General features: G+C 32.3%; 18 protein-coding genes. 14 read left to right on the plus strand and 4 right to left on the minus strand.

What is annotated here, in order from left to right:
• Window positions 1–261: 261 nt before the first annotated feature.
• The 5 genes from thrS to O9267_RS14265 all read left to right on the plus strand — a co-directional run bounded on the left by thrS (window position 262) and on the right by O9267_RS14265 (window position 5350).
• Window positions 262–2208, plus strand: coding sequence for a threonine--tRNA ligase (thrS, locus tag O9267_RS14245; RefSeq protein WP_298180733.1), 1947 nt, complete (start codon window positions 262–264; stop codon window positions 2206–2208).
• 22 nt (window positions 2209–2230) lie between these two features.
• The gene (gene infC, locus O9267_RS14250; protein WP_298180766.1) at window positions 2231–2779 is read left to right on the plus strand and encodes a translation initiation factor IF-3; all 549 of its coding nucleotides are present in this window, start codon (window positions 2231–2233) and stop codon (window positions 2777–2779) included.
• A 79-nt stretch (window positions 2780–2858) separates the two neighbouring features.
• On the plus strand, window positions 2859–3056 hold the full coding sequence (gene rpmI, locus O9267_RS14255; RefSeq protein WP_007810722.1) for a 50S ribosomal protein L35: 198 nt from the start codon (window positions 2859–2861) through the stop codon (window positions 3054–3056).
• 151 nt (window positions 3057–3207) lie between these two features.
• A complete protein-coding gene (gene rplT, locus O9267_RS14260; protein ID WP_298180734.1) occupies window positions 3208–3552 on the plus strand; it encodes a 50S ribosomal protein L20 in 345 nt (114 codons plus the stop codon).
• A 325-nt stretch (window positions 3553–3877) separates the two neighbouring features.
• Window positions 3878–5350, plus strand: a complete 1473-nt coding sequence (locus O9267_RS14265; protein ID WP_298180736.1) for a T9SS type A sorting domain-containing protein — start codon at window positions 3878–3880, stop codon at window positions 5348–5350.
• Window positions 5351–5542: 192 nt separating this feature from the next.
• Here the strand turns inward: O9267_RS14265 and O9267_RS14270 are convergent, their stop codons facing one another.
• Window positions 5543–6286 (minus strand): RDD family protein, encoded by a 744-nt coding sequence (locus O9267_RS14270; RefSeq protein ID WP_298180738.1) that lies wholly within the window; start codon window positions 6284–6286, stop codon window positions 5543–5545.
• A gap of 20 nt (window positions 6287–6306) precedes the next feature.
• Here O9267_RS14270 and O9267_RS14275 point away from each other — a divergent pair, with 20 nt between their 5' ends.
• From O9267_RS14275 to O9267_RS14305, 7 genes are all read left to right on the plus strand, one after another.
• Window positions 6307–7278 (plus strand): stage II sporulation protein M, encoded by a 972-nt coding sequence (locus tag O9267_RS14275; protein ID WP_298180741.1) that lies wholly within the window; start codon window positions 6307–6309, stop codon window positions 7276–7278.
• Window positions 7271–8026 carry a DUF4129 domain-containing protein gene (locus O9267_RS14280; RefSeq protein WP_298180743.1) on the plus strand — a complete coding sequence of 252 codons (756 nt, stop codon included), beginning with the start codon at window positions 7271–7273 and terminating at the stop codon, window positions 8024–8026. Before O9267_RS14275 ends, O9267_RS14280 begins: the two co-directional genes overlap by 8 nt.
• Window positions 8027–8037: 11 nt before the next feature.
• Window positions 8038–9225: a DUF4350 domain-containing protein gene (locus O9267_RS14285; RefSeq protein ID WP_298180745.1), complete on the plus strand. Its 1188-nt coding sequence runs from the start codon at window positions 8038–8040 to the stop codon at window positions 9223–9225.
• Window positions 9226–9275: 50 nt separating this feature from the next.
• Window positions 9276–10283: a MoxR family ATPase gene (locus O9267_RS14290; protein ID WP_298180747.1), complete on the plus strand. Its 1008-nt coding sequence runs from the start codon at window positions 9276–9278 to the stop codon at window positions 10281–10283.
• A 72-nt stretch (window positions 10284–10355) separates the two neighbouring features.
• Entirely contained in the window at window positions 10356–11690 is a 1335-nt protein-coding gene (locus tag O9267_RS14295; protein WP_298180750.1) for a DUF58 domain-containing protein, read from the plus strand.
• A gap of 50 nt (window positions 11691–11740) precedes the next feature.
• Window positions 11741–14800: a S8 family serine peptidase gene (locus tag O9267_RS14300; protein WP_298180752.1), complete on the plus strand. Its 3060-nt coding sequence runs from the start codon at window positions 11741–11743 to the stop codon at window positions 14798–14800.
• Window positions 14801–14889: 89 nt separating this feature from the next.
• Entirely contained in the window at window positions 14890–15678 is a 789-nt protein-coding gene (locus O9267_RS14305; RefSeq protein WP_298180754.1) for an RNA methyltransferase, read from the plus strand.
• A gap of 126 nt (window positions 15679–15804) precedes the next feature.
• On the opposite strand, the gene argS is transcribed toward O9267_RS14305, so the two are convergent.
• On the minus strand, window positions 15805–17583 hold the full coding sequence (gene argS / locus O9267_RS14310; RefSeq protein ID WP_298180756.1) for an arginine--tRNA ligase: 1779 nt from the start codon (window positions 17581–17583) through the stop codon (window positions 15805–15807).
• A 274-nt stretch (window positions 17584–17857) separates the two neighbouring features.
• On the opposite strand from argS, the gene O9267_RS14315 reads away from it, so the two are divergent.
• A complete protein-coding gene (locus O9267_RS14315; RefSeq protein ID WP_298180758.1) occupies window positions 17858–22777 on the plus strand; it encodes a T9SS type B sorting domain-containing protein in 4920 nt (1639 codons plus the stop codon).
• 62 nt (window positions 22778–22839) lie between these two features.
• Here O9267_RS14315 and O9267_RS14320 read toward each other — a convergent pair whose 3' ends face one another.
• Both O9267_RS14320 and O9267_RS14325 read right to left on the minus strand, forming a co-directional pair.
• A complete protein-coding gene (locus tag O9267_RS14320) occupies window positions 22840–23649 on the minus strand; it encodes a lysophospholipid acyltransferase family protein (protein ID WP_298180760.1) in 810 nt (269 codons plus the stop codon).
• A 46-nt stretch (window positions 23650–23695) separates the two neighbouring features.
• Complete coding sequence (locus O9267_RS14325) at window positions 23696–24334, minus strand: CoA pyrophosphatase (RefSeq protein ID WP_298180762.1); 639 nt, start codon at window positions 24332–24334, stop codon at window positions 23696–23698.
• 52 nt (window positions 24335–24386) lie between these two features.
• Between O9267_RS14325 and O9267_RS14330 the strand changes: the two genes are divergently transcribed.
• Window positions 24387–24818, plus strand: a complete 432-nt coding sequence (locus O9267_RS14330; RefSeq protein WP_298180764.1) for a DUF4268 domain-containing protein — start codon at window positions 24387–24389, stop codon at window positions 24816–24818.
• Window positions 24819–25043: the final 225 nt, after the last annotated feature.

The following is a 25043-nucleotide window of genomic DNA, read 5'->3' on the forward strand; positions in this document are numbered from 1 at the left end:
GGTTTAGCATGAGTTTCTTTTGAAAATAGATCCCAATAGCCGTGATTGTAGTGGAAATCCTTGCCCAAATTTGGCTTATTTTTCTCGTTTTTGAAAGAGCGACCAACGCAAGCTCCTTGCAAAACGTAGAAAAATTGCCAATTTCGGGCAAGATTGGAACGTAAAGCGCGAGGAGCTACTAAAAAACAATTTATATTATTCCTATATATATTGTATGTGTTTTGTTAATCTTATATATTTGCAGTCCATAAAATTTTAGGAATGATAAAGATTACTTTACCTGACGGTTCGGTTAAGGAGTTTGCAAAAGATACAACTCCGATGGATGTTGCAAAAAGCATCAGTGAAGGATTAGCGCGAAATGTGATTTCGGCAGCTTTTAATGGTACAACTATAGAAACTTCGACGGAATTGACAACCGACGGTTCACTTATATTATATACGTGGAATGATAAAGAAGGAAAAAAAGCTTTTTGGCATTCGACTTCACACGTTATGGCTCAGGTTTTGGAAGAAAAATACAATGGTATTAAATTGACTCTTGGACCAGCGATTGATAATGGGTTTTATTATGATGTTGATTTTGGTGATAACAAAATAACTGACGCGGACTTTAAAGCAATTGAAGAAAGAGTTTTAGAGATTTCGAGAGAAAAACATGAATTCAAAATGCGACCAGTTTCTAAAGCTGAAGCATTGGAAGTATATAAAGGTAACGAATACAAAACAGAATTAATATCAAATTTAGAAGACGGAACGATTACTTTTTGTGATCATTCAAATTTCTTTGATTTATGTCGTGGTGGACACATTCCAAATACTGGAATTATCAAAGCCATGAAAATCATGAGCGTTGCTGGTGCGTATTGGCGTGGTGATGAGAAAAACAAACAGTTAACCCGTGTTTATGGAATTTCATTTCCAAAACAAAAAGATTTAACTGAATATTTAGAACTATTAGAAGAAGCAAAACGTCGTGATCATAGAAAACTTGGTAAAGAACTTGATTTGTTTGCATTTTCACAAAAAGTAGGTCAAGGTTTGCCGTTGTGGTTACCAAAAGGAGCTGCTTTGAGAGATAGATTAGAACAGTTTTTGAAAAAAGCTCAAAAGAAAGCTGGTTATGAACAAGTTGTGACTCCACATATTGGACAGAAAGAACTTTATGTAACCTCTGGACATTATGCAAAATATGGCGCTGATAGTTTTCAACCAATAACAACTCCTGCTGAAGGCGAAGAGTTTTTATTGAAACCTATGAACTGTCCACATCACTGTGAAATTTATAATACAAAGCCTTGGTCGTATAAAGATTTACCAAAACGTTATGCAGAATTTGGAACTGTATATAGATATGAGCAAAGTGGTGAATTACACGGATTAACTCGTGTGAGAGGGTTTACGCAAGATGATGCGCATATCTTCTGTACTCCAGATCAATTGGATAGTGAGTTCAAAAAAGTAATTGACCTTGTATTATATGTATTCGGTTCATTAGGATTTGAAAACTTTACGGCTCAAATTTCGTTACGTGATCAAGAAAATAGAGATAAATATATAGGTAGCGACGAAAATTGGGAAAAAGCAGAAAATGCTATTATCAATGCTGCAGCCGATAAAGGTTTGAATACAGTTGTTGAGTATGGTGAAGCTGCTTTCTATGGTCCAAAATTGGATTTTATGGTTAAAGATGCTTTAGGCAGAAGTTGGCAACTTGGAACTATTCAGGTTGATTATAATTTACCAGAGCGTTTTGAATTAACCTATAAAGGAGCAGATGACAAATTACATCGTCCGGTTATGATTCACCGCGCACCATTTGGCTCGATGGAACGTTTTATAGCCATTTTATTAGAACATACTGCTGGAAATTTCCCACTTTGGCTAATGCCTGAACAGGCTATTATACTGTCTTTGAGTGAGAAATATGAAAATTATGCGAAAAAAGTTTTAGAATTGCTAGAAAATCACGAAATTCGCGCCCTAATTGACAACCGCAACGAGACAATTGGTAAGAAAATTAGAGATGCAGAAGTTCAAAAAATGCCGTTTATGCTGATAGTTGGTGAGGAAGAAGAGAAAAACGGAACCATTTCTGTACGTCGTCATGGACAAGAAGGAAAAGGAAATATATCGGTTACAATTGAAGAATTTGCTAAAATTGTGAACGATGAGATTGCCAAAACGTTAAAAACATTTGAAGTTTAATTAAAATAATAAAGCCATAGCAATTAGAAACAACAGAGGTTATCAACCTCGAGTAGAAAAAAAAGATGAACACAGAATAAATAATTTTATTCGTGTGCCTGAAGTACGTCTTGTTGGAGACAATGTAGAACCAGGTATTTTCAAAACAGCAGATGCTTTGCGTCTTGCGGATCAATTAGAATTAGATTTGGTAGAAATTTCTCCAAATGCTGAACCACCAGTATGTAAAATTATAGACTATAAAAAGTTTGTTTACATGCAGAAAAAACGTGACAAAGAACTGAAAGCTAAGTCTACGCAAATTGTGGTTAAAGAAATTCGTTTTGGTCCTCAAACAGATGAGCACGATTATGAATTTAAAAGAAAAAATGCTGAAAAATTTCTAAAAGAAGGTTCTAAATTGAAAGCATTTGTATTCTTCAAAGGTCGTTCAATTATCTATAAAGATCAAGGTCAGATTTTATTATTACGTTTGGCTACAGATCTTGAAGAACATGGTAAAGTAGAAGCTATGCCAGTTCTTGAGGGAAAAAGAATGATTATGTTCATTGCTCCTAAGAAAAAGAAGTAAGCAGTTTTCAGTCTCAGTAAAAAGAGAATGAATTACAAAAATAAGTAAGTAAGTTAAATATAAATAAATTAGGGAAATTATGCCTAAAATGAAAACAAAATCTAGTGCTAAGAAACGATTCAAAGTTACTGGTTCTGGAAAGATTAAAAGAAAACACGCTTTCAAAAGCCACATCTTGACTAAAAAGTCTAAGAAGCGTAAATTAGCTTTGACTCACTCTGCATTGGTTCACAGTACAGATATGAAAAGCATCAAACAACAATTAAGAATTATATAATTAGTATTAAGATTTGAGTATTAAGGATTAAGACTTAAATCTTAAAAAAATAATTCTTTAGGTTAAAAATCAATTTTAAATAACCTTGGAGTATGGCCTTAAGTTCCCTTGATTAAATTCGGGACGCCTGCTACAAAAAAACAAGAAAATTATGCCAAGATCAGTAAATTCAGTTGCTAAAAGAGCAAGAAGAAAAAAGATAATGAAGCAAGCCAAAGGTTTCTTTGGTCGTCGTAAAAACGTTTGGACTGTTGCTAAAAACGCAGTTGAAAAAGCGATGGTTTACGCTTATCGCGATAGAAAGCAAAACAAGAGAAATTTCCGTGCTTTATGGATTCAACGTATCAACGCTGGAGCTCGTTTAGAAGGAATGTCATATTCTCAATTTATGGGAATGGTTAAGAAAAACGGTATCGAATTGAACCGTAAAGTATTAGCCGATTTAGCAATGAATCACCCAGAAGCTTTCAAAGCTGTTGTGAAAAAAGTGAAATAAAAAACGTTTGTACAACCCGTTTAACTTACTTACAAATAAAGAATCCCATTCGAAAGAGTGGGATTTTTTTGTAGCATAAATACTGGTTTCAAAAGAACAGTTGTCCCGCTTTCCGTTGCAAACAAAGTTCACTGAACTCAAATAAAAAATAAAAACAATGTGAAGTAATCTTTTCTTTTTTTAAAGAAAAAAAAGAAAAGGATTTCCTCTGCAATCGGGGCTATTATACAAGTTTTGTTTCTATAAAAACTTTTTTTCATTCAATGGGTAACAAATTAATAAGTTGATTGATATATAATTGAATTAACCTTTAAAACTTATTATCATGAAATCAACGATTCACGAACACCAAAAAAACAATGTTTTACAAGTGAGTAAAACTAAATTACTATTATTCGTTATTACATTATTTTTTACTTCAAATGTATTTTCTCAAACAGGAACTGGATGTTGGCGTGAAATGTCAGCAGGAACTAACTTTTGTCTTGCCATAAAAATGGATGGAACACTTTGGGGTTGGGGACAAAATGGAAATTTATTAGGATTAAACGGGAATATGGCCAATCAAAGCTTGCCAATCCAAATTGGAACAGCTAATGATTGGATGACAGTTTCTGCAGGTGCAAGTCATTCGCTTGCAGTAAAAACCAACGGAACACTTTGGGCTTGGGGCAACGGAACTTTTGGTCAACTAGGAAATGGTGTTTTTAATAGCGCAACTTGGACAGTAACTCAAATGGGAACTGCAACTGACTGGTTAAAAGTATCAGCTGGAAATGGATTTAGCTTGGCTATCAAAAATACTGGAACTCTTTGGTCTTGGGGTGTGAATAATACTGGGCAACTTGGTCTAAATAATGTTGTAAATCAAAATGTGCCAGTACAAGTTGGAATTGCATCTAACTGGGTTCAAATAGACGCTGGTGATCAACATTCATTAGCTGTAGATTCAAATGGTTTTTTATACTCTTGGGGAAATAATGCTAGTGGACAATTAGGAAACGGAACATTTACAACTAGTTTGGTTCCAACTCTAGTGGGTACTTCTTCAAACTGGTCATTAGTTTCTGCTGGTTTAAATCATAGCATGGCGTTAGATACAAATGGAGTTCTTTATACTTTTGGTGATAACACAAGTGGTCAACTTGGTTATGGAAACAATACTTCTTCAAACATACCTTTGACTGTAGTTATTGTTAATGGTGCAATTGATTTTTACATTGCAATTTCAGCTGGAAATAACTTTTCATTAGCAATTAGAAATGACGGAACGCTTCACTCTTGTGGTTACAATGTTTTTGGACAATTAGCACAAGGAAACAACGCAGCATTGGTAACATTAACTCAAGTTGGAACTAACAATAACTGGAATTCTATTTCGGCAGGAAATAATCATTCTTTAACAATGGATACATCAGCTTCTATTTATGCTGCTGGTAGAGATTGGGAAGGACAAGTTGGTGTTGGAAACTTTATTTTCTCCTATACAACTTTACAGTTTGTAAATTGTGGTGGCTCATTAGCAACAGAAAGTATTTCGCTAAACAAAATTGAAGCAACTATTTATCCAAATCCAACTGCTGATTATGTAACAGTTGACTATACTTTAGAAAATGCTGGAGATGTTTCAATCAAATTAACTAACATACAAGGGCAATTAGTGTCAGAACAAAAAATGGATAAATCAACTGGTTTTCAAAGTGAAAAAATTGATTTAACACAACAACCAACTGGTATGTATTTCTTATCAATAACTTCTGAAAATGGAACTTTTAGTGGAAAAGTTATAAAAAAATAGATTAAATCTTTTTACTTAAAAAAATCCGTCTTGTTGAAAAACTTGACGGATTTTTTATTTTGATTTCACAAAAATGATTCACTAACTAGCCCCGATACTGGAATTGTTTGAGTCTCGTTTTTTTGGAACGAGACGAGTTCCAGTAGCGGGAATTACCATAACTGAAAAAGCCCAAGCCATTCGCTCCAAAAGTTACATAGACTGTGTGTAATAATTATAGTCTTTCAGAATTGTTCGTATAAAATCGATATGACGCCCTGATTGGTTTTTTATTCCTGTAACGGTTTCAATCTTGGCTTTTATTTTATCTATCGTTTCAAAATCATCTCTTTTTTCAGCTTTCAAAAAGGCTTCTTTAATAATCCTAACATCGTTATCTGAAAGTTTGATAACCAAAGGATAAATCGGAACATATTCATTTCCAATGTCTTCTAAAATTGTACTACTAATTGTCACATTGTTTTTTAGAGTAATTACAGATGTTCCTGCCACCATATCGCCCAATCGTTGTCCATTTTTGCTAGATGAAACTACTATTAGCGCAATGATTCCGTTGAATAACGAAATGTCAATTATTCGCATGAACCAACGAATTAGGTATTCTGCAAAAGTTGCTTGGTAGCCATCTATTTTTACAACTTTAATTTTGAGTAATTTTTTCCCAACTGTTTGACCTTCAAAAATGCTTTCGAGAACGATTGTATAGAAAATAATTGGTAACGCAAAAAAGAGAATTGTTGCCATCATTGACCACTGATCGGTAGAATCTAGGTAATTATTTATTCCTAATAGATAAAAAAAGATGCCGTAAATTACAATTCCATAAGCGATTTTTATTAATAAATCCAATAGATACGCCAAAATTCTATCGCCAACACCTGCAGCGGTAAAATTGATTTGAACATTTTGTGTAGTATTGATTGCTATTTGCGTCATATTTTATATTTTAGCCTTCAATGAGAGAAGTTGCGTTTATAAAACAAAATAAAGAAAAATGGCTTGAATTTGAGCAAGCAATTTTTGGTAAATCTAAAAAAAATCCTGATGAAATGGCAAATTTATACATTCAATTAATGAATGATTTGTCGTATGCGCAAACATATTATCCAAAAAGCAAAACGGTTGTTTACTTAAATCATTTAGCTTCACAGATTTACCAAAAAATTTATAAAACCAAACGCACTGAAAAAAATCGATTCCTTTATTTTTTTAAAACAGAAGTTCCATTAGTTGTTTACGAATACAAACGCTATTTGCTTTATGCTTTTGTTTTGTTTTTTGTAACTGTTTCAATTGGCATTTTCTCGGCTAAATATGATGCAGATTTTGTTCGTCTTATTTTAGGTGATGAATATGTAAACATGACTTTGGAAAACATAAAAGACGGAAATCCTGTTGCTGTTTACAAATCTGGCAGTAATTGGGGAAGTTTTGTTGGTATTACTTTCAACAACCTTTTTGTGGGTGCAAAATGTTATTTATATGGCCTTTTTGCTGGTATTGGAACTTTTATAGTTTTCTTGCAAAACTGCATTATGCTGGGTTCTTTTCAATATTTTTTTTACCAACAAGGTGTTTTTTGGCAAAGTGTTCGCGGTATTTGGATTCACGGTTCAATGGAAATTTTCGCTATTGTCATAGAAGCTAGTGCTGGTTTTATTTTGGGTGCTTCTATCCTATTTCCTAGAACATATTCGAGAATGAATTCTTTCAAAATTGGTTTTAAAAATAGTATGAAAATCTTTTTGAGTACATTTCCGTTTACCATTTCGGCAGGTTTTCTTGAAGGTTTTATTACACGTTATTCTATTGATATGCCTAATTGGTTAAGCAGTTTTATTATTCTGTTTACGCTTTCAATTATTGCTTTTTATTATTTAGTTTATCCATTTATTGTTCATCGAAAAGTTTTTGCTTCTAATGGGTAAATTGTTGCTTTTTATATCGTTGCTTTTTTGTTTGCATCTTGAAGCTCAAGACACATTAACTGCGCCTGAAAACGAAAAAATCACTTTTACCGAAAAAGATATTAAAGTTGATAGCAACGATTCTATTCAGGAAATAAAATTCAAAACCAATTTAAAAAAGAAATACAACTCCGAAGAGTTTGTCTATGAAATAAAAACGCCCGAAAAAAATGCTTGGGATAGATTCAAAGAATGGTTAGCGAGAATTGTTCAAAATATTTTCAAGTTTTCTAGCGAAAGAACTTCGATGAGTGTTGTTATGTTTATACTAAAAACCATTGCAATTCTGGTTGTAATTTTTGTTGTTTATTTAATTGTAAAAGCCATTTTGAACAAAGAAGGACAATGGATTTTTGGTAAAAATTCGAGTAAAAAAATTGTTTCGACAGATGAGATTGAAAGAAATTTGCATGAAACAGATTTTGAAAAACTTCTTAAAGAAACACTTTCGGCTGGACAAAAAAGAATTAGTATTCGTTACTATTATTTATGGTTATTGAAAAAAATGTCTGAAAAAGGGATAATCGAATGGGATATTGAAAAAACCAATTCGGACTATTTATACGAGATTAAAAATGAAAACCGTCGAGACGAATTTGCCTATCTTTCTTATTTGTACAACTATATTTGGTATGGCGAATTTGAACTAGATGAAGCTACTTTTGAAAAAGCAAAAACAGCGTTTGAAAAAACCATTCGTTCTATATAATGAATAAAAGTTTGAAAATATACATTGTGATTTTGGTGCTAATTTTAGCGCTTGTCATTGCTATGGATGTTTCTAAACCAAAGCCTATCAATTGGGAACCAACATATGGCGTTAATGATAAAATTCCGTTTGGATTATATATTCTTAATCAAGAGTTAGGGGAAATGACTGGTCAAAAGGTTACCAAAATTGAACAATCGCCTTATGAATATTTTGAATCTCAATATGATTATGACACTTTAGTAAACAATTACAAAGTAAAAGGAACATTTATATATATATCTGATAATAAAATAATTGATTCTGAATCTGCTCAAGAAATCTTGTATTTTATATCGCATAAAAATGCAGCCTTCTTTAGTATGAAAGAATTCCCTAAAGTAATTTTAGATTCGCTTCATATTGAAACTGATTTTGAGCTAAAATTATCAGATAGTATTCAAAAGCTTTGGTTAGCAAATCCAAAATTAGGAAATAATAAATACACCTTTAGTGAAGAAGTTGGCCCTGACTATTTCGCAAAATTTGATACCATCAACACAACTGTCTTAGGCTATCAAAATGGTGTTGAAAATAGAGTGAATTTTATAAAAGTAAATTATAATGGTGGTGAAATTTACCTTCATACACAGCCTGCTGCTTTTACCAATTTTCATTTACTAAAAGACAATCATAAGGAATATGCTGAGAAAGTTTTATCCTATCTTCCAAAAAGAGACATTCATTGGCTTTCTGGAAAAAGTTCAGGTTCAACTATCTCTGATTCTCAATTAGGTTTTATTTTTAAACATCCTGCTCTAAAATCGGCTTGGCTTTTATTCCTAATTGGAATGGGCGTTTTTATGATTTTCAATGCTAAAAGAAAACAGCGAATTGTTCCAATTATAAAACCATTACCCAATACAACTGTTGATTTTACTAAAACTATTGGGAATTTATATTATCAAGAAGGCGATCACACTACTATAATTGATAAAAAAATAATTTATTTCCTGGAAAGAGTAAGGAATGAATATTTGATGGATACAACCAAATTAGATGCTGATTTCGTAAAAAAATTGCATCAAAAATCTGGGAAAGATTACTTTATAATTGAAAGAGCTGTGTTCTTAATCAACAATCATCGAAAAAGTCCGCATAATAGTATTGAAGATGATTTGGTAGAAATTAATAAAGCATTAGAGAAAGTTTTTGAATAAAAAAAATGAAAACTGACAACAAAAAAATAAGAAAGATAAATTGAAAAAATATGGAAGAATTTAACAATCAAGAAGCGACAAACGAGAATGTAAATTTTAAGTCGAGAATAAATTTAGCACCACTTTTACTAAGCATAACAGCTATAAAAGCTGAACTTGGAACTGTAATTGTTGGACAAAGCAAAATGATTGATCAAATGCTCGTTGCAATACTTTCTAACGGTCACGTTTTGCTAGAAGGTGTTCCAGGTGTTGCCAAAACGATTACTGCCAAATTGTTAGCTAAAACACTAAACGTTGGTTTCAGCCGAATTCAATTCACACCCGATTTGATGCCTTCAGATATTTTAGGAACTTCGGTATATGATTTGAAAAAATCTGAATTTGAATTCAAAAAAGGCCCGATTTTTTCTAATTTGATTTTGATTGATGAGATAAATCGTGCTCCTGCCAAAACACAAGCTGCTCTTTTTGAAGTTATGGAAGAACGCCAAATTACTATGGATGGAACGCAATATATTTTGGACACACCGTTTTTGGTAATCGCAACACAAAACCCAATTGAGCAAGAAGGAACTTATCGTTTGCCAGAAGCGCAGTTAGATCGATTTTTGTTCAAAATTTCGATAGATTATCCAATTTTAGAAGATGAAATTACCATTATTCAACGTGAACATTCGCTGCAAAATAATGGTAAATTAGAAAACATCAAAACCATTCTTTCTGGTTTAGATATTAAAAATTATCAATCTTTGGTAAAACAAATTATTATCGAGCCACAATTGATTGAATATATTGCTAAAATTGTAGTAAATACTCGTGAAAATGCTTTCTTATATTTAGGAGCATCGCCAAGAGCATCGATTGCAATATTGAATGCTGCCAAAGGTTTTGCGGCTATTCGTGGTAGAGATTTTGTTACACCCGAAGACATTAAAGAAGCTACAATTCCGGTTTTACAACACAGAGTAATTGTAACGCCTGAAAGAGAAATGGAAGGAATTTCGAGCATTGAAATAATCAAACAAATTATTGAATCGGTAGAGATTCCAAGATAATACTGAATTATCAGTCTCAGTTTTCAGTTACAATAAAAGTAACTAAGACTGTAAACTGTAAACTGAAAAACATTGAAACAATTTTTTAAAGATTTATACTTAAACAATTTCTTCTTCTACATTCTTATCGGAATTGTAGCGATGTTTGTTTGTACCTTTATTTTTCCAGTTTTATATAATGCAGTTTGGTATTTATTTTTTATTGTTTTAACCTTTTTGGCGATAGACATTTTAATTCTTTTTGTAACCAAAAATGGAATTGAAGCAACAAGAACAACTCCAGAAAAATTGTCAAATGGTGATGAAAATCAGATTTCTGTTTCAATAAAAAACTACTATAATTTTTCTATTTTAACCAAAGTTATTGATGAAATTCCGTATCAATTCCAAATTAGGAATTTTGAAATTAAACGAAAAATCAAAACGGCTTCTCAGGATGATTTCAATTATAACTTGCGTCCAACAGAACGTGGTGTGTATTTTTTTGGAACATTAAATGTTTATGTTTCTTCACCTTTAAAATTAGTTGCAAGAAGATACCGATTTGCTCAAAATGAAATGGTGCCAACTTATCCATCTTATATCCAATTGCGAAAATATGATTTAATTGCTTTTTCAAATAATTTGTTTCAATATGGTGTGAAAAAAATTCGTCGAATTGGTCATACAATGGAGTTTGAACAAATAAAAGAATACGTTCAAGGCGATGATATTCGAACGCTTAATTGGAAAGCAACTGCGAAGAAAAATTCCTTAATGGTAAATCAGTTTCAAGATGAAAAATCGCAATCAGTTTATATGGCAATTGATACTGGTCGTGTAATGAAAATGCCATTCAACGGATTGAGTTTACTAGATTATGCCATTAATGCTACTCTAGTTTTATCAAATGTGATTTTGAAAAAACAAGACAAAGCAGGTATGTTTTCTTTTTCAAAAAAGGTTGAAAATAGAGTTTTTGCCGAAAAACGTTCTTCGCAAATGCAAAAGATTCTTGAAAATTTATACAACATCAAAACCGATTTTTTTGAAAGCGATTACAGTCGATTGTATGTTGACATCAAGAAAAATATCAATCACAGAAGTTTGATTATTTTATATACCAACTTTGAAACTTTAGACGGATTAAACCGACAACTTCCTTATTTAAAAGGAATTGCAAAAAATCATTTGTTAGTAGTAGTCTTTTTTCAAAATACCGAATTAAATCAGATTATTCATAAAAAAGCAGAAACCATTCATGAAGTTTATGATAAAGTAATTGCCGAAAAATTCAATTTTGAAAAGCGATTAATTGTTAATGAACTCAAAAAATATGGTATCTACTCGGTTTTAACCCAACCAGAAAATCTTACTTTAGATACAATTAACAAATATTTAGAAGTTAAAGCTAGAGGTATTTTATAAACATCATAGCTTTTTTACTATTTTAGCCAAAAATTTGTAAAAAACCTACAATGAAAATTAAAATATCACTTTTTTTAGCATTTTTCTCTACCATTTCAATTTTTGCTCAAACTGAATTGCAAAGAAAAAAAATAATGGAAGCCAATAATTCTATTGAACTAAATAGAATGGCTTTAGAATATGATTCCATCTTTAGAGTTCAAAAAGCGGAGGCATTGGAAAAGGCAAGAATAAAAGGTTGGGATATTTTCAAATCAAGAGAAAAAGGAGGTTTTTCAGAATTAATGCGAGTTAATAAAAACGGGAATCCTGTTTATTACACAACCGACAATAAAGGAGCTGCAGTAACAACTAGAGCAAACAAGTTAAATTCAGGTGGAAGTTTGGGACTAAGTCTAGACGGACAGAACATGAATATTGGCGTTTGGGATGGAGGAAAAGTTAGAAACACCCACTTATTATTAGTTGGAAGGGTTACTCAAGTTGACAATGCCACTGCTTTATCAGACCACGCTACTCATGTTTCAGGTACAATGATGGGAAATGCAACTGCAAGTCCAAGTGCTAAAGGTATGGCATCACAAGCAAACTTAAGAGCATATGATTGGAATAGTGATACTAGTGAAGCAACTCTTGCTGCAAACAATGGTTTGTTAGTTTCAAATCATTCTTATGGAGCTGATCCCGATTTTGTTCCAATTAATGAATGGGGGAAATATGACGGAGATGCAAGAGCTTATGACAGAATAATGTTCAATGCTCCTTATTATCAATTTGTTAATTCAGCTGGAAACTCAAGAAATGCAGGATATAATCCTAATAAAGATGGTTATGACTTACTTTCTGGAAAAAGCACTTCAAAAAATGGAATTATTGTTGCAGCAGTTAATCAAGTTTCAAATTACACATCTGCTTCAAGTGTTGTAATGTCTGGATTTAGTAGCTGGGGACCAACTGATGATGGTCGAATTAAACCAGATATTTGTGGAAAAGGTGTTAATGTAAGATCATCAATTTCAACTTCAAATAGTTCTTATGATTTTTATGATGGAACTTCAATGGCATCCCCAAATGTTGCCGGAACATTATTATTATTACAACAACATTATAATAATGTAAAAAGTAATTATATGCGAGCTTCAACTCTTCGTGGTCTTGCTTTGCATACTGCAGATGAAGCAGGTAGTGATCCTGGTCCTGATTACCGCTTTGGTTGGGGATTATTAAATGCTGAAAAAGCTGCAAACTTAATTACTAATGAAGGAGTAAGCTCAAGAATTAGAGAAATTACATTAAACCAAGGTGATAGTTATTCATTTAATATTCAACCTATTAATTCAACTGAACAACTAATTGGTTCAATTTGTTGGACTGATCCAGCAGGTGCAGTTACTGTTAGTGGTGAAATAGACTTTTTCACACCTTCATTAGTTAATGATTTAGATATACGAATTGTAAAAAATAATGTAACAAATTTTCCATGGAAACTTAATCCAGTATTTATGGAAGATGCTGCTACCAAAGGTGACAATTTGGTTGATAATATTGAAAGAGTTGATATTTCAAATCCAACAGGAACATACACTGTTACTGTTAGTCATAAGGGAAATTTAACAAACGATTTACAGAATTATTCTTTGATTATGAGTAACGTTGTAAATAGACCCATTTTACTTTCTACTACAAAACCTTTAAAAAACAACATTTGTCAAGGTTCAGATTCGACATTTTTTGAATTTCAATTAGAAACGTTACCAACTTTTTCTGGCGTAACAACTTTTTCAGTTTCGGGATTACCAGCAGGCTCAAATGCTTCTTTTGATTCAACAAGTTTAGCAATAGCATCTGCTAATGTTATATATATTTCAAATCTCAACTTAGTTCCAATTGGAGCCTATCCAATAACCGTAACGGCGACATCAGGTGCATCTACTTCTACTCTATTTTTTACAATAAATGTACAAGAAGCATTAGTAACTTCACCAACTTTGGTTTCTCCTGTTAATAATGCGATTCAAATAGATGTCAATCCTACAATAACATGGACAAATAGTGGTGTAAATGCTACGAATTACACAATAGAAATTGCTAAAGATGCCAACTTTACTGATGAACTACAAACTTTAAATTCGGTAACAAATCAAATTGATTTAGATAATTTAGATTTTGGTTCTACTTATTATTGGAGAGTTAAAGCTAATAATATTTGTAATTCCTCGCCTTTTTCAACCATAAATAGTTTTTCAACTTCTTGTAATAATGATATTGTGATTACTGTTACCAATGAAACTATTGAAGGTGCAACTTTTACATGGACAAATCCTAATGATTCAGATACATATCAAATTGAAGTAGTTCCTCAAGGAGCTGCACCAACCGGAATTTACACAACTGTTTTTACAAATTCATATACAGTTACAAGTTTAAATTCTGCATCCAACTATACAATATATTTACGTTCTGCATGTAGTGGAAATACTTTTACAACTTTGTTAAATAAAAACTTTACAACTCTAGTAAACCATTGTGTTGATGGCTATTTCAGAGATTCAGGAGGTTTAACTGGAAATTATACAAATAGTGAATATGTTACAACTGTTATGAGTCCAGTGAATAGTGGTGACGAAGTTTCGGTTACATTTACTTCATTCAATTTAGAAAATGGAGCAGATAATTTAAAAATATATAATGGGCCAGACACTAATTCTCCTTTTATTGTTGAGCAATATGGTTTTACTGGAACAAATAATCCTGGAACGGTTACATCAACGCATCCAACTGGAAAATTAACTTTTGTGTTTTATTCTGATGGAGCAAACACAGCGCCTGGATGGAATGCTACAGTAACATGTGCAAATTTAGCTACTACGTCTTACAACAAAACTAATTTCACTTATTATCCAAATCCAGCTTCTACAGAAGTAAATTTTAAAGGAAATGAAACTATAAATTCAATTTCAATTTATACCGTTTTAGGTCAATTGGTTAAAACGGAAAAAGTAAATGCAAAAGAAACTTCAATTGATATTTCTACTTTACCATCAGGAAGCTTTTTCTTTAAAGTTGAAACGGATTCAAATGTAAATACAGTGAAAATTATTAAAAAATAACAATAACATCTATTTAAAAAATGCCTTATTACTCTTGATAAGGCATTTTTTTATTAACTACATTTGCATAAAATTATAAATCAAAACTTTTGAAACAAATTACTTCTATACAAAATCCATTGATAAAAACGTTGGTGCAATTGCAAGAAAAAGCGAAAGCCCGAAAACAATCTGGCACTTTTATAATTGAAGGGAAACGCGAAATTGAATTAGCACAAAAAGGAAAATATGAATTGGAAACAGTTCTTTTTTTACCAGAATTAATTTCCGAAAAAGAAGTAAATGCTTTTATTAAACAAGGAATAGAAGTTATTGAAATAACAAAAGACGTATATCAAAAAATAGCGTACCGCGATACAACCGAAGGAATTATCGTTATAGCTAAAACAAAATCGTTGAATTTATCAGATTTAAAATTAGGAAATAATCCGCTAATTTTAGTAGCTGAAGGAATTGAAAAACCTGGCAATCTTGGTGCAATGCTTCGAACTGCAGATGCCGCAAGATTAGATGCAGTAATTATTGCCAATCCAAAAACGGACATGTACAATCCTAATGTTGTTCGGTCAAGTGTTGGTTGTTTGTTTACAAATCAAATTGCTACTGGAACAACAGAAGAAGTTATTGCTTTTTTGAAAAAAAATAAAATAAACTTTTATAGTGCAACTCTCCAAAATTCAACAAGTTATCACACACAAAATTATACAAAATCAACAGCTATTGTTGTTGGAACAGAAGCTACAGGACTAACACAACCTTGGCGAGATGAAGCCACACAAAACATTATAATACCTATGCAAGGCGAAATAGATTCGATGAATGTTTCTGTTGCAGCTGCCATTATATTATTTGAAGCGAAAAGACAACGTGGATTTTAAGATAAAAATCTTAGTTAGCAATTATGCGTTAGGGATTGCAGTGGAAATCCTTTTTCTCGTTTTTTTTCAAAACGAGAAAAAGATTGGAGCGTAAAGCCCGACCCGCAGGGAAACGCCCAAATTATTTTACATACGCTCAGGAACATCAATCCCTAATAATCTGAATGCCAATTTAATAGTATCAGCCACTTTTTGTGATAACTGAACTCTGAAAACTTTTTTATCTAGGTTTTCTTCGCCAAGAATTGAAACATTTTGATAGAATGAATTGAATTCTTTAACCAAATCATACGTATAATTAGCTAGTAATGCTGGACTGTGATTTTGTGCCGCATTCTGAATAATTTCTGGAAAAAGTGCTAGTTGTTTTACTAATTCTTTTTCTTTTTCGTGAAGCACCTTGACTTCGCTTGGTGTGACAAAATCAAAATTAGCTTTACGCAAAATCGATTGTATTCGAGCATACGTATATTGAATAAAAGGTCCAGTATTTCCAGCAAAATCAACCGATTCTTCAGGATTAAAAGTCATTGATTTTTTAGGATCAACTTTAAGAATGTAATATTTTAGAGCACCAAGTCCAATAGTTTTATACAATTTAGCTTTTTCTTCGCTTGAATATCCTTCCAGTTTTCCTAATGCTTCCGAAATAGATTGTGCTGTCGCGGTCATTTCTTGCATCAAATCGTCAGCATCTACAACAGTTCCTTCACGCGATTTCATTTTTCCAGAAGGTAATTCTACCATTCCATAAGATAAATGAAATAGGTTAGCTGCCCAATCGAATCCGAGTTTTTTCAAAATTAAAAACAATACTTTGAAGTGATAATCTTGCTCATTTCCAACCGTATAAACCATTCCGCCAACATCAGGAAAATCTTTTACACGTTGAATTGCTGTACCAATATCTTGCGTCATATAAACTGCTGTTCCGTCAGAACGAAGCACGATTTTTCTATCTAAACCGTCTTCGGTCAAATCTATCCAAACAGAACCATCAGGATCTTTTTCGAAAATTCCTTTTTCAAGTCCAAATTGCACAACCTCTTTACCTAGCAAATACGTATTAGATTCGTAATAATAACTATCAAAATCAACTCCTAAATTCTTATACGTTTGAGCAAAACCATCATAAACCCATTGGTTCATGGTTTTCCAAAGTTGAATTACTTCAGGTTTTCCAGCTTCCCAATCTAGTAGCATTTGTTGAGCTTCTAAAATAATTGGAGCTAATTTTTTTGCTTCTTCTTCGGTAATTCCTTTTGAAATTAAATCACTTATTTGCAATTTATATTCTTGATCAAATCTCACATAATATTTCCCAACCAAATGATCACCTTTCAAACCCGAAGTTTCTGGAGTTTCACCTTGTCCGAATTTTTGCCAAGCCAACATTGATTTACAAATGTGAATTCCTCTATCGTTGATGATTTGGGTTTTGTAAACTTTTTTGCCAGAAGCTTTTATAATTTCGGCAACCGAATAACCTAATAAATTGTTACGAACATGTCCTAGGTGCAAAGGTTTGTTGGTGTTTGGCGAAGAATATTCAACCATAACAGCCTTGTCATTTTCAGTTACAGAACCAAATCCGAAGGTTTTATTTGGTAGAATTTCATTGAAAAAATTCACAAAATAAACATCTGAAATAACAATGTTCAGAAAACCTGCAACCACATTAAATTTTTCAACTTCATTTAGATTTTCTGTCAAGTAATTACCAATTTTAGTTCCGATTTCAACGGGATTTCCTTTAATAACTTTCAATAATGGAAAAATCACTACAGTTATGTCACCCTCAAAATCTTTCCTTGTAGCTTGAAATTCAATTTTTTCGATTGAAACTTCAAACAATTCTTGAATTGCTTTTTTGATACTTGGACTAAGAATTTCTTGTAAAGACATTTTCGTATTTTTAATGAGTTTGCAAAGGTAATCAATAAGAACGAATTTAAAAATTTTTGAAGCTTGACAAAAAAGCAACTGAATTTCAAAAAGTTGATACTTTATTTAGATTTTTTTCGTTTATTTGCTTTGAGTTAAATTGCTTTTTTTGTTGTAAGAAAAATACCTTTTATTTGATAAATATTTACTTTTTAACGACATTTATTTGCATTTTAACGATTTTATTACAACATTTGCTGTTACCAAATTTATTTAGATACTATATCTCTATCATATGAAAAGATTTTTATTTATAATTTCGACTTTATTTTGTACGAATTTTTATTCGCAATACATAACAGTATCAGGCACAGGTAGTACTCCTCAACAATTAGCCAATAGAATAGTAAATACAAATTGTATAACAACTAGCAATTGGATAGTTAAGTCAGGTTCAGATTATGCTGGTAATCCAAATAGTATTGGAACATTTTCCAATACAGCTACAAACACTTTCCCTCTTTCAGATGGAATAGTCTTAACTACAGGCAGTTTGACAAATGCACCAGGCCCAAAAATTCTACCAAATTATATTGGAGATGGAGACATCAGTTGGCAAGGTGATTCTGACATGAATTCATTTTTAGGGGAATCGAGCTTTGTTAATGCTTCATCCTTGCAATTTGATTTTACTACGACATCAAACACATTTAAACTTAACTATATATTTGCATCCGAAGAATATGGAAATAATCAATGTGATGCTTTATCAGATGTTGTAGTTATTTTGTTAAAGGATATGTCGACTGGAGTTATTACCAATATTGCATCAACTCCTGCATTAATAACTCCTACCAATATTAGAAAAAATATTTATAACACAAATTGTTTAGATGCAAATCCAACTAGTTTTGGTTCTTTTTATGGAGGTTCTGCAGCTTTTAATTCACCTATCAACTACTTTGGAAGAACAATACCTTTAACGGCTTCAGCAACTGTTGATCCTACTCATACTTATAAAATAAAAATCGTTATTGCTGATCGATCAGATTTTCAATATGATTCAGCAATATTTATTGGTAATTACACTAAAGTAGTGTCTAATCAAGATTTATTTGGTCCAAACTTAGTTACGACAAACAACTCTGCATTATGCGAAGGCATTCCCTATACATTAAACACAGCACTAAGTCCCTCATTCAATTATGTGTGGAAAAAAGACGGAATCGTAATTCCAGGACAAAGTGGTCCATCCTATACTATACCGTCATCTGAAGCAAATGGAACACACGACTATAATGTTATAAGCGTCACAAATGTATGCAACACTTATGATGCTGTTACTGATATAATTAAAATTGAATTTGTCCCACCAGTTACAACTCCCAATCCTATAGATTTATATAAATGTAGCGGTGGAAGTTCCAACTATGATTTTGGTGTAAATTCATCTATTATTAGTCAAGGGCTAACTTACACTCCTATCATTAGCTATCATACAAGCTTAAGCGACGCAACAAATAATGCAGGGGCATTACCAATAAGTTATAGCGGTACTGTTTCTCCTATTTTTGTTAGAATAGCTCAACCAGGAAACCCGTGTCCAGCTATTAAGCAATTTAATTTAAGTACACTTACTGTGCCTGTTACAGCTACTGCACCATCAACATTAGAGCTTTGTGGAAGATCAACAGCAATACAGACGTTTCCATTTAATTTAAGTTCATTAGATGGACAAGTGCTAAATGGTCAATTACCTTCAATTTATGGAGTTTCATATCACAGTACTGCAAATGGGGCAGCAACAGGAACTAATATAATTCCAACAACAAGTGGATCGGCATCTCTTGCGACATCCACAATACATGTAAGAGTTTACGTTAAAAGCAATCCTGACTGTTTTGCAGTTACAAGTTTCAATGTGATTGTAAGCCCATTACTAGCAGCTGATAAACCAGAATCAGATGTCGCTTATTGTGCAACTCCAGGATATATTTTACCACCGTTAGCAAATGGTCATTATTTCCCAAACAAATATGACTCTACAATACCTAATAGCCAAGGTACCGAAATCCCCGCTGGCACATTGATTGAGCCTCCTGCTGGGTATATTGGCACATTTACAAAAACTATTTATGTATCAAATTTAATCACAACTGCGAACCCATGCTCGCAAGAATGGCCTTTGAAAATAACGCTAATTCAACCTACCTCATTTACAGAAACAAGTAAAACTGTATGTGATGAGTATACACTACCAAAACTTGCCTATGGCGATTATTGGACAGGTCCTAATGGAACAGGAACAATTATTCCTGATGATGTGCCGTTGACAACAACTACGACAGTTTATTATAGTTTCCAATCAACAATAAATACTACAGCTAATCCTTCATGTAATGTCAATGCTGGTCCTGTTACTATATCTTTTGAGTACAAACCAGATTTAGGTCCCGATAGACCAAATGTTTTTACATGTAATCCACCCTATATTTTGCCATCTTTGGCTGCTTATCCGGGCGCTAAATATTACACTGGCCCAATAAAAACTGGCACTGTCCTTGCTGATGGTGCACAAATTTTTTCAACACAAGATATTTATATATATGTAGAAGGAACAGGAACATTACAGTGTTATAATGAAAAGAAATTTAAAGTTGTTGTTGGTTTATCACCGCAAGCAAATATAAATCAATGTACTCATACACTACCTGTTCCAGATGTTGGCGAATATTGGACAGATTCACATTATCCTCTTGATGGCTCTTATGGAACCCAACTATTCCCAGGAGACCAAATAGAACAGAGTTTAACTGTATATTTATATGTACCACTTCCAACGGGTGTTACAACTTGTGCTGCTGGTTATACAAATGAAGTAAGTTATTTTATAAATGTATCGCATCCTCCTGTAGATGATATTCCAAATTTTGTTTCTCCAAGATGTGATCCATTTACATTAAATGCTATCACAAATGGAAAATATTACACTGAACCTCATAACTTAACTGACGGAACTGGTGGAGGAAATATTATTCCTTTCGGCACAGTGCTAAATCCTAGTCCAAATGTGCAAACAGTGTATGTTTATAATTCAATGATGGATTCATCAGGAAATGTCTGTGCATTTGAAAAGAAATTTGATTTTGTAATTAACTCTAGACCAATAATTGATGCAGTAAGTGATAATGATGAATGTACGAATGATTTTTATGATTTACCTCCATTGGTAAACGGAAATTATTATACGGGACCATTAGGCACAGGACAATTATTAACTAGTTCCGATTTAAGAATTTTTGCTCCAGACTCTAAAACATTTTATGTTTACAAGGCTGATTCAGTAACTGGTTGCTATGCACAGTCAGAAATACGAATAACTTTCCCAAGGACTCTTTGTGATATCCCAACAAGTTTAGTAGAATTGTGCGCAAATAGCTATCAACTACCACCATTAACTAATGGAAAATATTATGAAGATCCGGGTGGTCTTCAAGGTCCAAATAACCCTCAACCATCTCCTCCTATTGGAGTTGAAATAACAGGCGCTGCTATGACAAGAACGGTTCCAGCATCAAATACACTTCCTTATTATGATGACACAGTTTATGTCTATGCTTCAACATTAGATGGACCGATAAGAGAAAGTTGTATTAAAGAATATCCTTCAAGAATAATTCTTTATAAAAAACCAAATCTTGGTACTTTTAGCGACATGTACTTTTGCGGTCAAACACCAATAACTGGAAGTGTCTTACCTACAACAACAGGTAAATATTATACAGAAAGTCATTTAGGTGGCGGTACTGGTGGTACGGAGATAACAGCAACTACACCTATTACTTCAACCCAAAAAATATATGTTTATGAAAATAATCCATCTATTGTTCCTGGATCCACATTTTCTGGTTGTGATGATGAAAAAAGTTTTACTGTAAATATTTTAAAAGTTGATACTGTTAGTGACTTAACGGGCTGTGGTAGTATAACTCTTCCTGCTTTAACAGTAGGAGATTATTATGACGACACTTATACTAATAGCCCGAATCAAATAACAAATACGACAATTACTAATACAGGAACAACAATTTTAACTAAAAGAATTTACATTTATAAAGCTAGTGGATTTCCAAGCGGTCAATGTGATCATGATGAAACTTTTTTTGATATTACAATCACTCCAATACCAACAGCAAATCCAATTTTACCAAGTGATCTTGTTTTTTGTGATAATGATACTGAGAATGATGGTGTATTAGAAGTTGATTTAACTCAATATACACCTACGATATTAGGAAGTCAAACAGGAACAGAATTTAGTGTAACCTATCATGAAACAATAGATGATGCTAACAACAATGTCAATTCGATTTTAAATACAAAATTAGCTAAGGTATATGCTGTTGTTCATAATTCAACTTTTCCAAACTGTAGCAGTGTACCGTTAGAAATTATTTTGACAATCAACAAACTACCAGAAACAAATCTTATTGATGGTTATATTTGTATGAATAACATTTCTGGCTTACCAATATCAACTTATACAATTGACAGTCAATTAAATTCAAACCATACTTTTGAATGGAAAGATGAACTTGGGGCAGTTGTAGGGGCTGCAAGTACATTTACAGCAACTGTACCGGGTGACTATTCATTAATAGCTACAAACTCTACAACTGGATGTGTTTCTAAAGAAGTCTTTGTTTCTGTTTTACCTTCATCAATAGCAATTACTGGATATTCTGTAACAGAAAATTTTGTTGACAATCAAGTTATAACTGTTGTTGCAAGTGGATATGGAGGAGCTAACGATGCGTTTTTATATCAGCTAGATGGTGGGTTATTTCAAGAAAGTAATATTTTTGAAAATGTTGCTTCAGGACAACACACAGTTATAGTTAGGGATAAATATGGCTGTGGAGATTCTGCCCCTTTTGATGTTCTGGTTGTAAATTATCCGAAATTCTTTACGCCAAATGGAGATGGCTTTAATGATTATTGGAATATTTCTGACTTAAATCTACTTGATACAGCCAAAATTTCTATCTTTAATAGAGAAGGAAAACTAATTAAACAAATTAGCACATCTGGTTTAGGCTGGGATGGTAATTTCAATGGTGTAGCATTGCCAGCATCAGATTATTGGTTTGCTGTAAATTATACAGAAGATGGTCTATCTAAAGAATTTAAATCACACTTTACATTAAAGAGATAATTAAAATAAAAGCGGGTATCTAAAAATAGTTACCCGCTCTTTATAATATTCTTATTTACTAATTAATAATCCCATTTACGAAGTCTATTCATTTTTTCTTGTTCTTCAAGTTCTTCAGCTGGGATTACTTTTAAAAATGATGGATGTTGCTCAATTGCATATTCTACTTTTTCAACAATCTCTTCAATTGTTTCATTTTCATAATCAATTTCTAAAGGTTTTTTAATTATAAAAGATTGTAAGATTCCTTTCTTTTTCATTCGCAAACCTTTTTTATCAAATGAACGTCTGAAGCCATCAATCACAATTGGGACTACAATAGGTTTATGTTGTTTAATGATATGGGCTGTACCTTTTCTTACAGGTTTGAATGATTTTGTAGTTCCTTGCGGAAAAGTAATTACCCACCCATCTTCAAGTGCAATTCTGATGTTTTCGGTATCATTAGGGTTTATTTCTCGTTTTTCTGTAATGTCTTTACCTTTCGCTCTCCATGTTCTTTCAACAGTTATTGCACCAACATAGGCAAGGATTCTTGGCAATAGTCCAGCTTTCATAGTTTCGCTAGCTGCTACATAATAAATATTCATTTTGGGTTGCCACAAATACCCAACGTTTTTTATAGAATCTGTTCTTCCTGATAAACTTGCATTAAAAACATGAAACATTGCTACAACATCAGCAAAATAGGTTTGATGATTTGAAATAAATAAAACATTTTTATCTGGTAATTGTTTTATAATTTCGGAACCTTCAATGTTCAATTGGTTAAAACCTCTATAACGTCGGTGTGTAATTACTCCAAAAACACGGATTAACCACTTTTTAATAAATAGAATATGACCAAATGGATTTCGTTTCAACAAACTCATGATTCTTTAAGAAATTTGAATGGCAAACTTACAAAAAACTTATCTTTCAAATTACTCTTTTTATAACATCTTTTAATTCGCTTAACATCATTGCAGTAGCACCCCAAACATAATAATCTTCAATTTTAAAAGCAGGAACTTCAATAGATTTAGAATAAGAAGTATCCATAATCTTATTTACCAAAATAGCATCATCAAGAAAGTTCACCAATGGAAATTCAATTATTCCAGCAACTTCATGAGCATCTAAAACAAAATCAAGTTCTTGATTTGAAATAGCAAAAAAAGGATAAACCATAAAATTACTTGGCGGAATATAAACGCTCGTAAAAGACCTAATAACATCAATAGCGTTTGGTTCAATCCCAATTTCCTCAAACGTTTCTCTCAAAGCTGTTGCCGAATAATCTGCATCACTATGTTCAACTTTGCCACCAGGAAAAGCAATTTGAGAAGAATGAACTCCATTGTAAGAAGTTCTTTTAATCAATACTAAATGTGTTTGATTATTTTTTGGATAAAAAAGCATCATAACGGCTGCTTCTCTTGGGTTCAAATTTTCAAGATTAAAATGCTTCATAAGCTGAATTCGCTCAGGTGGTGCCATTTTATTATGCGCATTTTCGGCTGGTAGTATTTCTTTTACTACATTTGGAATAATTTTTAAAAAAGCATCAAAATCCATACAATCAATTTAGATATTATAAAAATACAAAACTAAATCTCCAAAAACAAATATGTATAGTCGAGAAGAAACACAAGAACTTAAAAGAGCCTTTTGGATAGCATTTGCCGAAAAACACCCAAGAAAATGGCTTCTCTATAATACAAAAATAAAAGACTTTACTTTCAAGTTTTTTGTAGACAACAAAAAAGCGCAAGTTACAATCGACATTGAACCAAAGGATGACATCAAAAGAATTGCTTATTTTGAAAAGCTTGAATCCTTAAAAAATATTATTGATGAAGAGTTTATAAAAGATTTAGTTTATGAAAAAAATTATTATTTAGAGAACGGCAAAGTAATAAGTCGAGTTTGGGTTGAAAAATCAGGCGTATCCATTAGCAATAAAAGCTATTGGGATGATATTTTTGACTTTTTTAATGACAAAATGAATGCTCTAGAACTTTTCTATGAGCAATATGACGAATTTATTAAAGATATTTAATTAGAATACAAATTAATATCATTATGGCGTGCCCAAAGGGACGTGCTATCCGCTATATCTTTTCTTTTTAAAAGAAAATAAAAGGAGCCGCTCCTATCACTCACGCATTATTGTATATACCAGAACATGTGATTTCAAAATTACTATAAATAAATTCTCTATCGTTTGATGGAGTTTTTTTTTAATACTATTCTATTTTCCATAGCGAACATTACCATCTGAGTA

The organism is Flavobacterium sp. (genome assembly GCF_027531705.1).
GTDB lineage: Bacteria > Bacteroidota > Bacteroidia > Flavobacteriales > Flavobacteriaceae > Flavobacterium.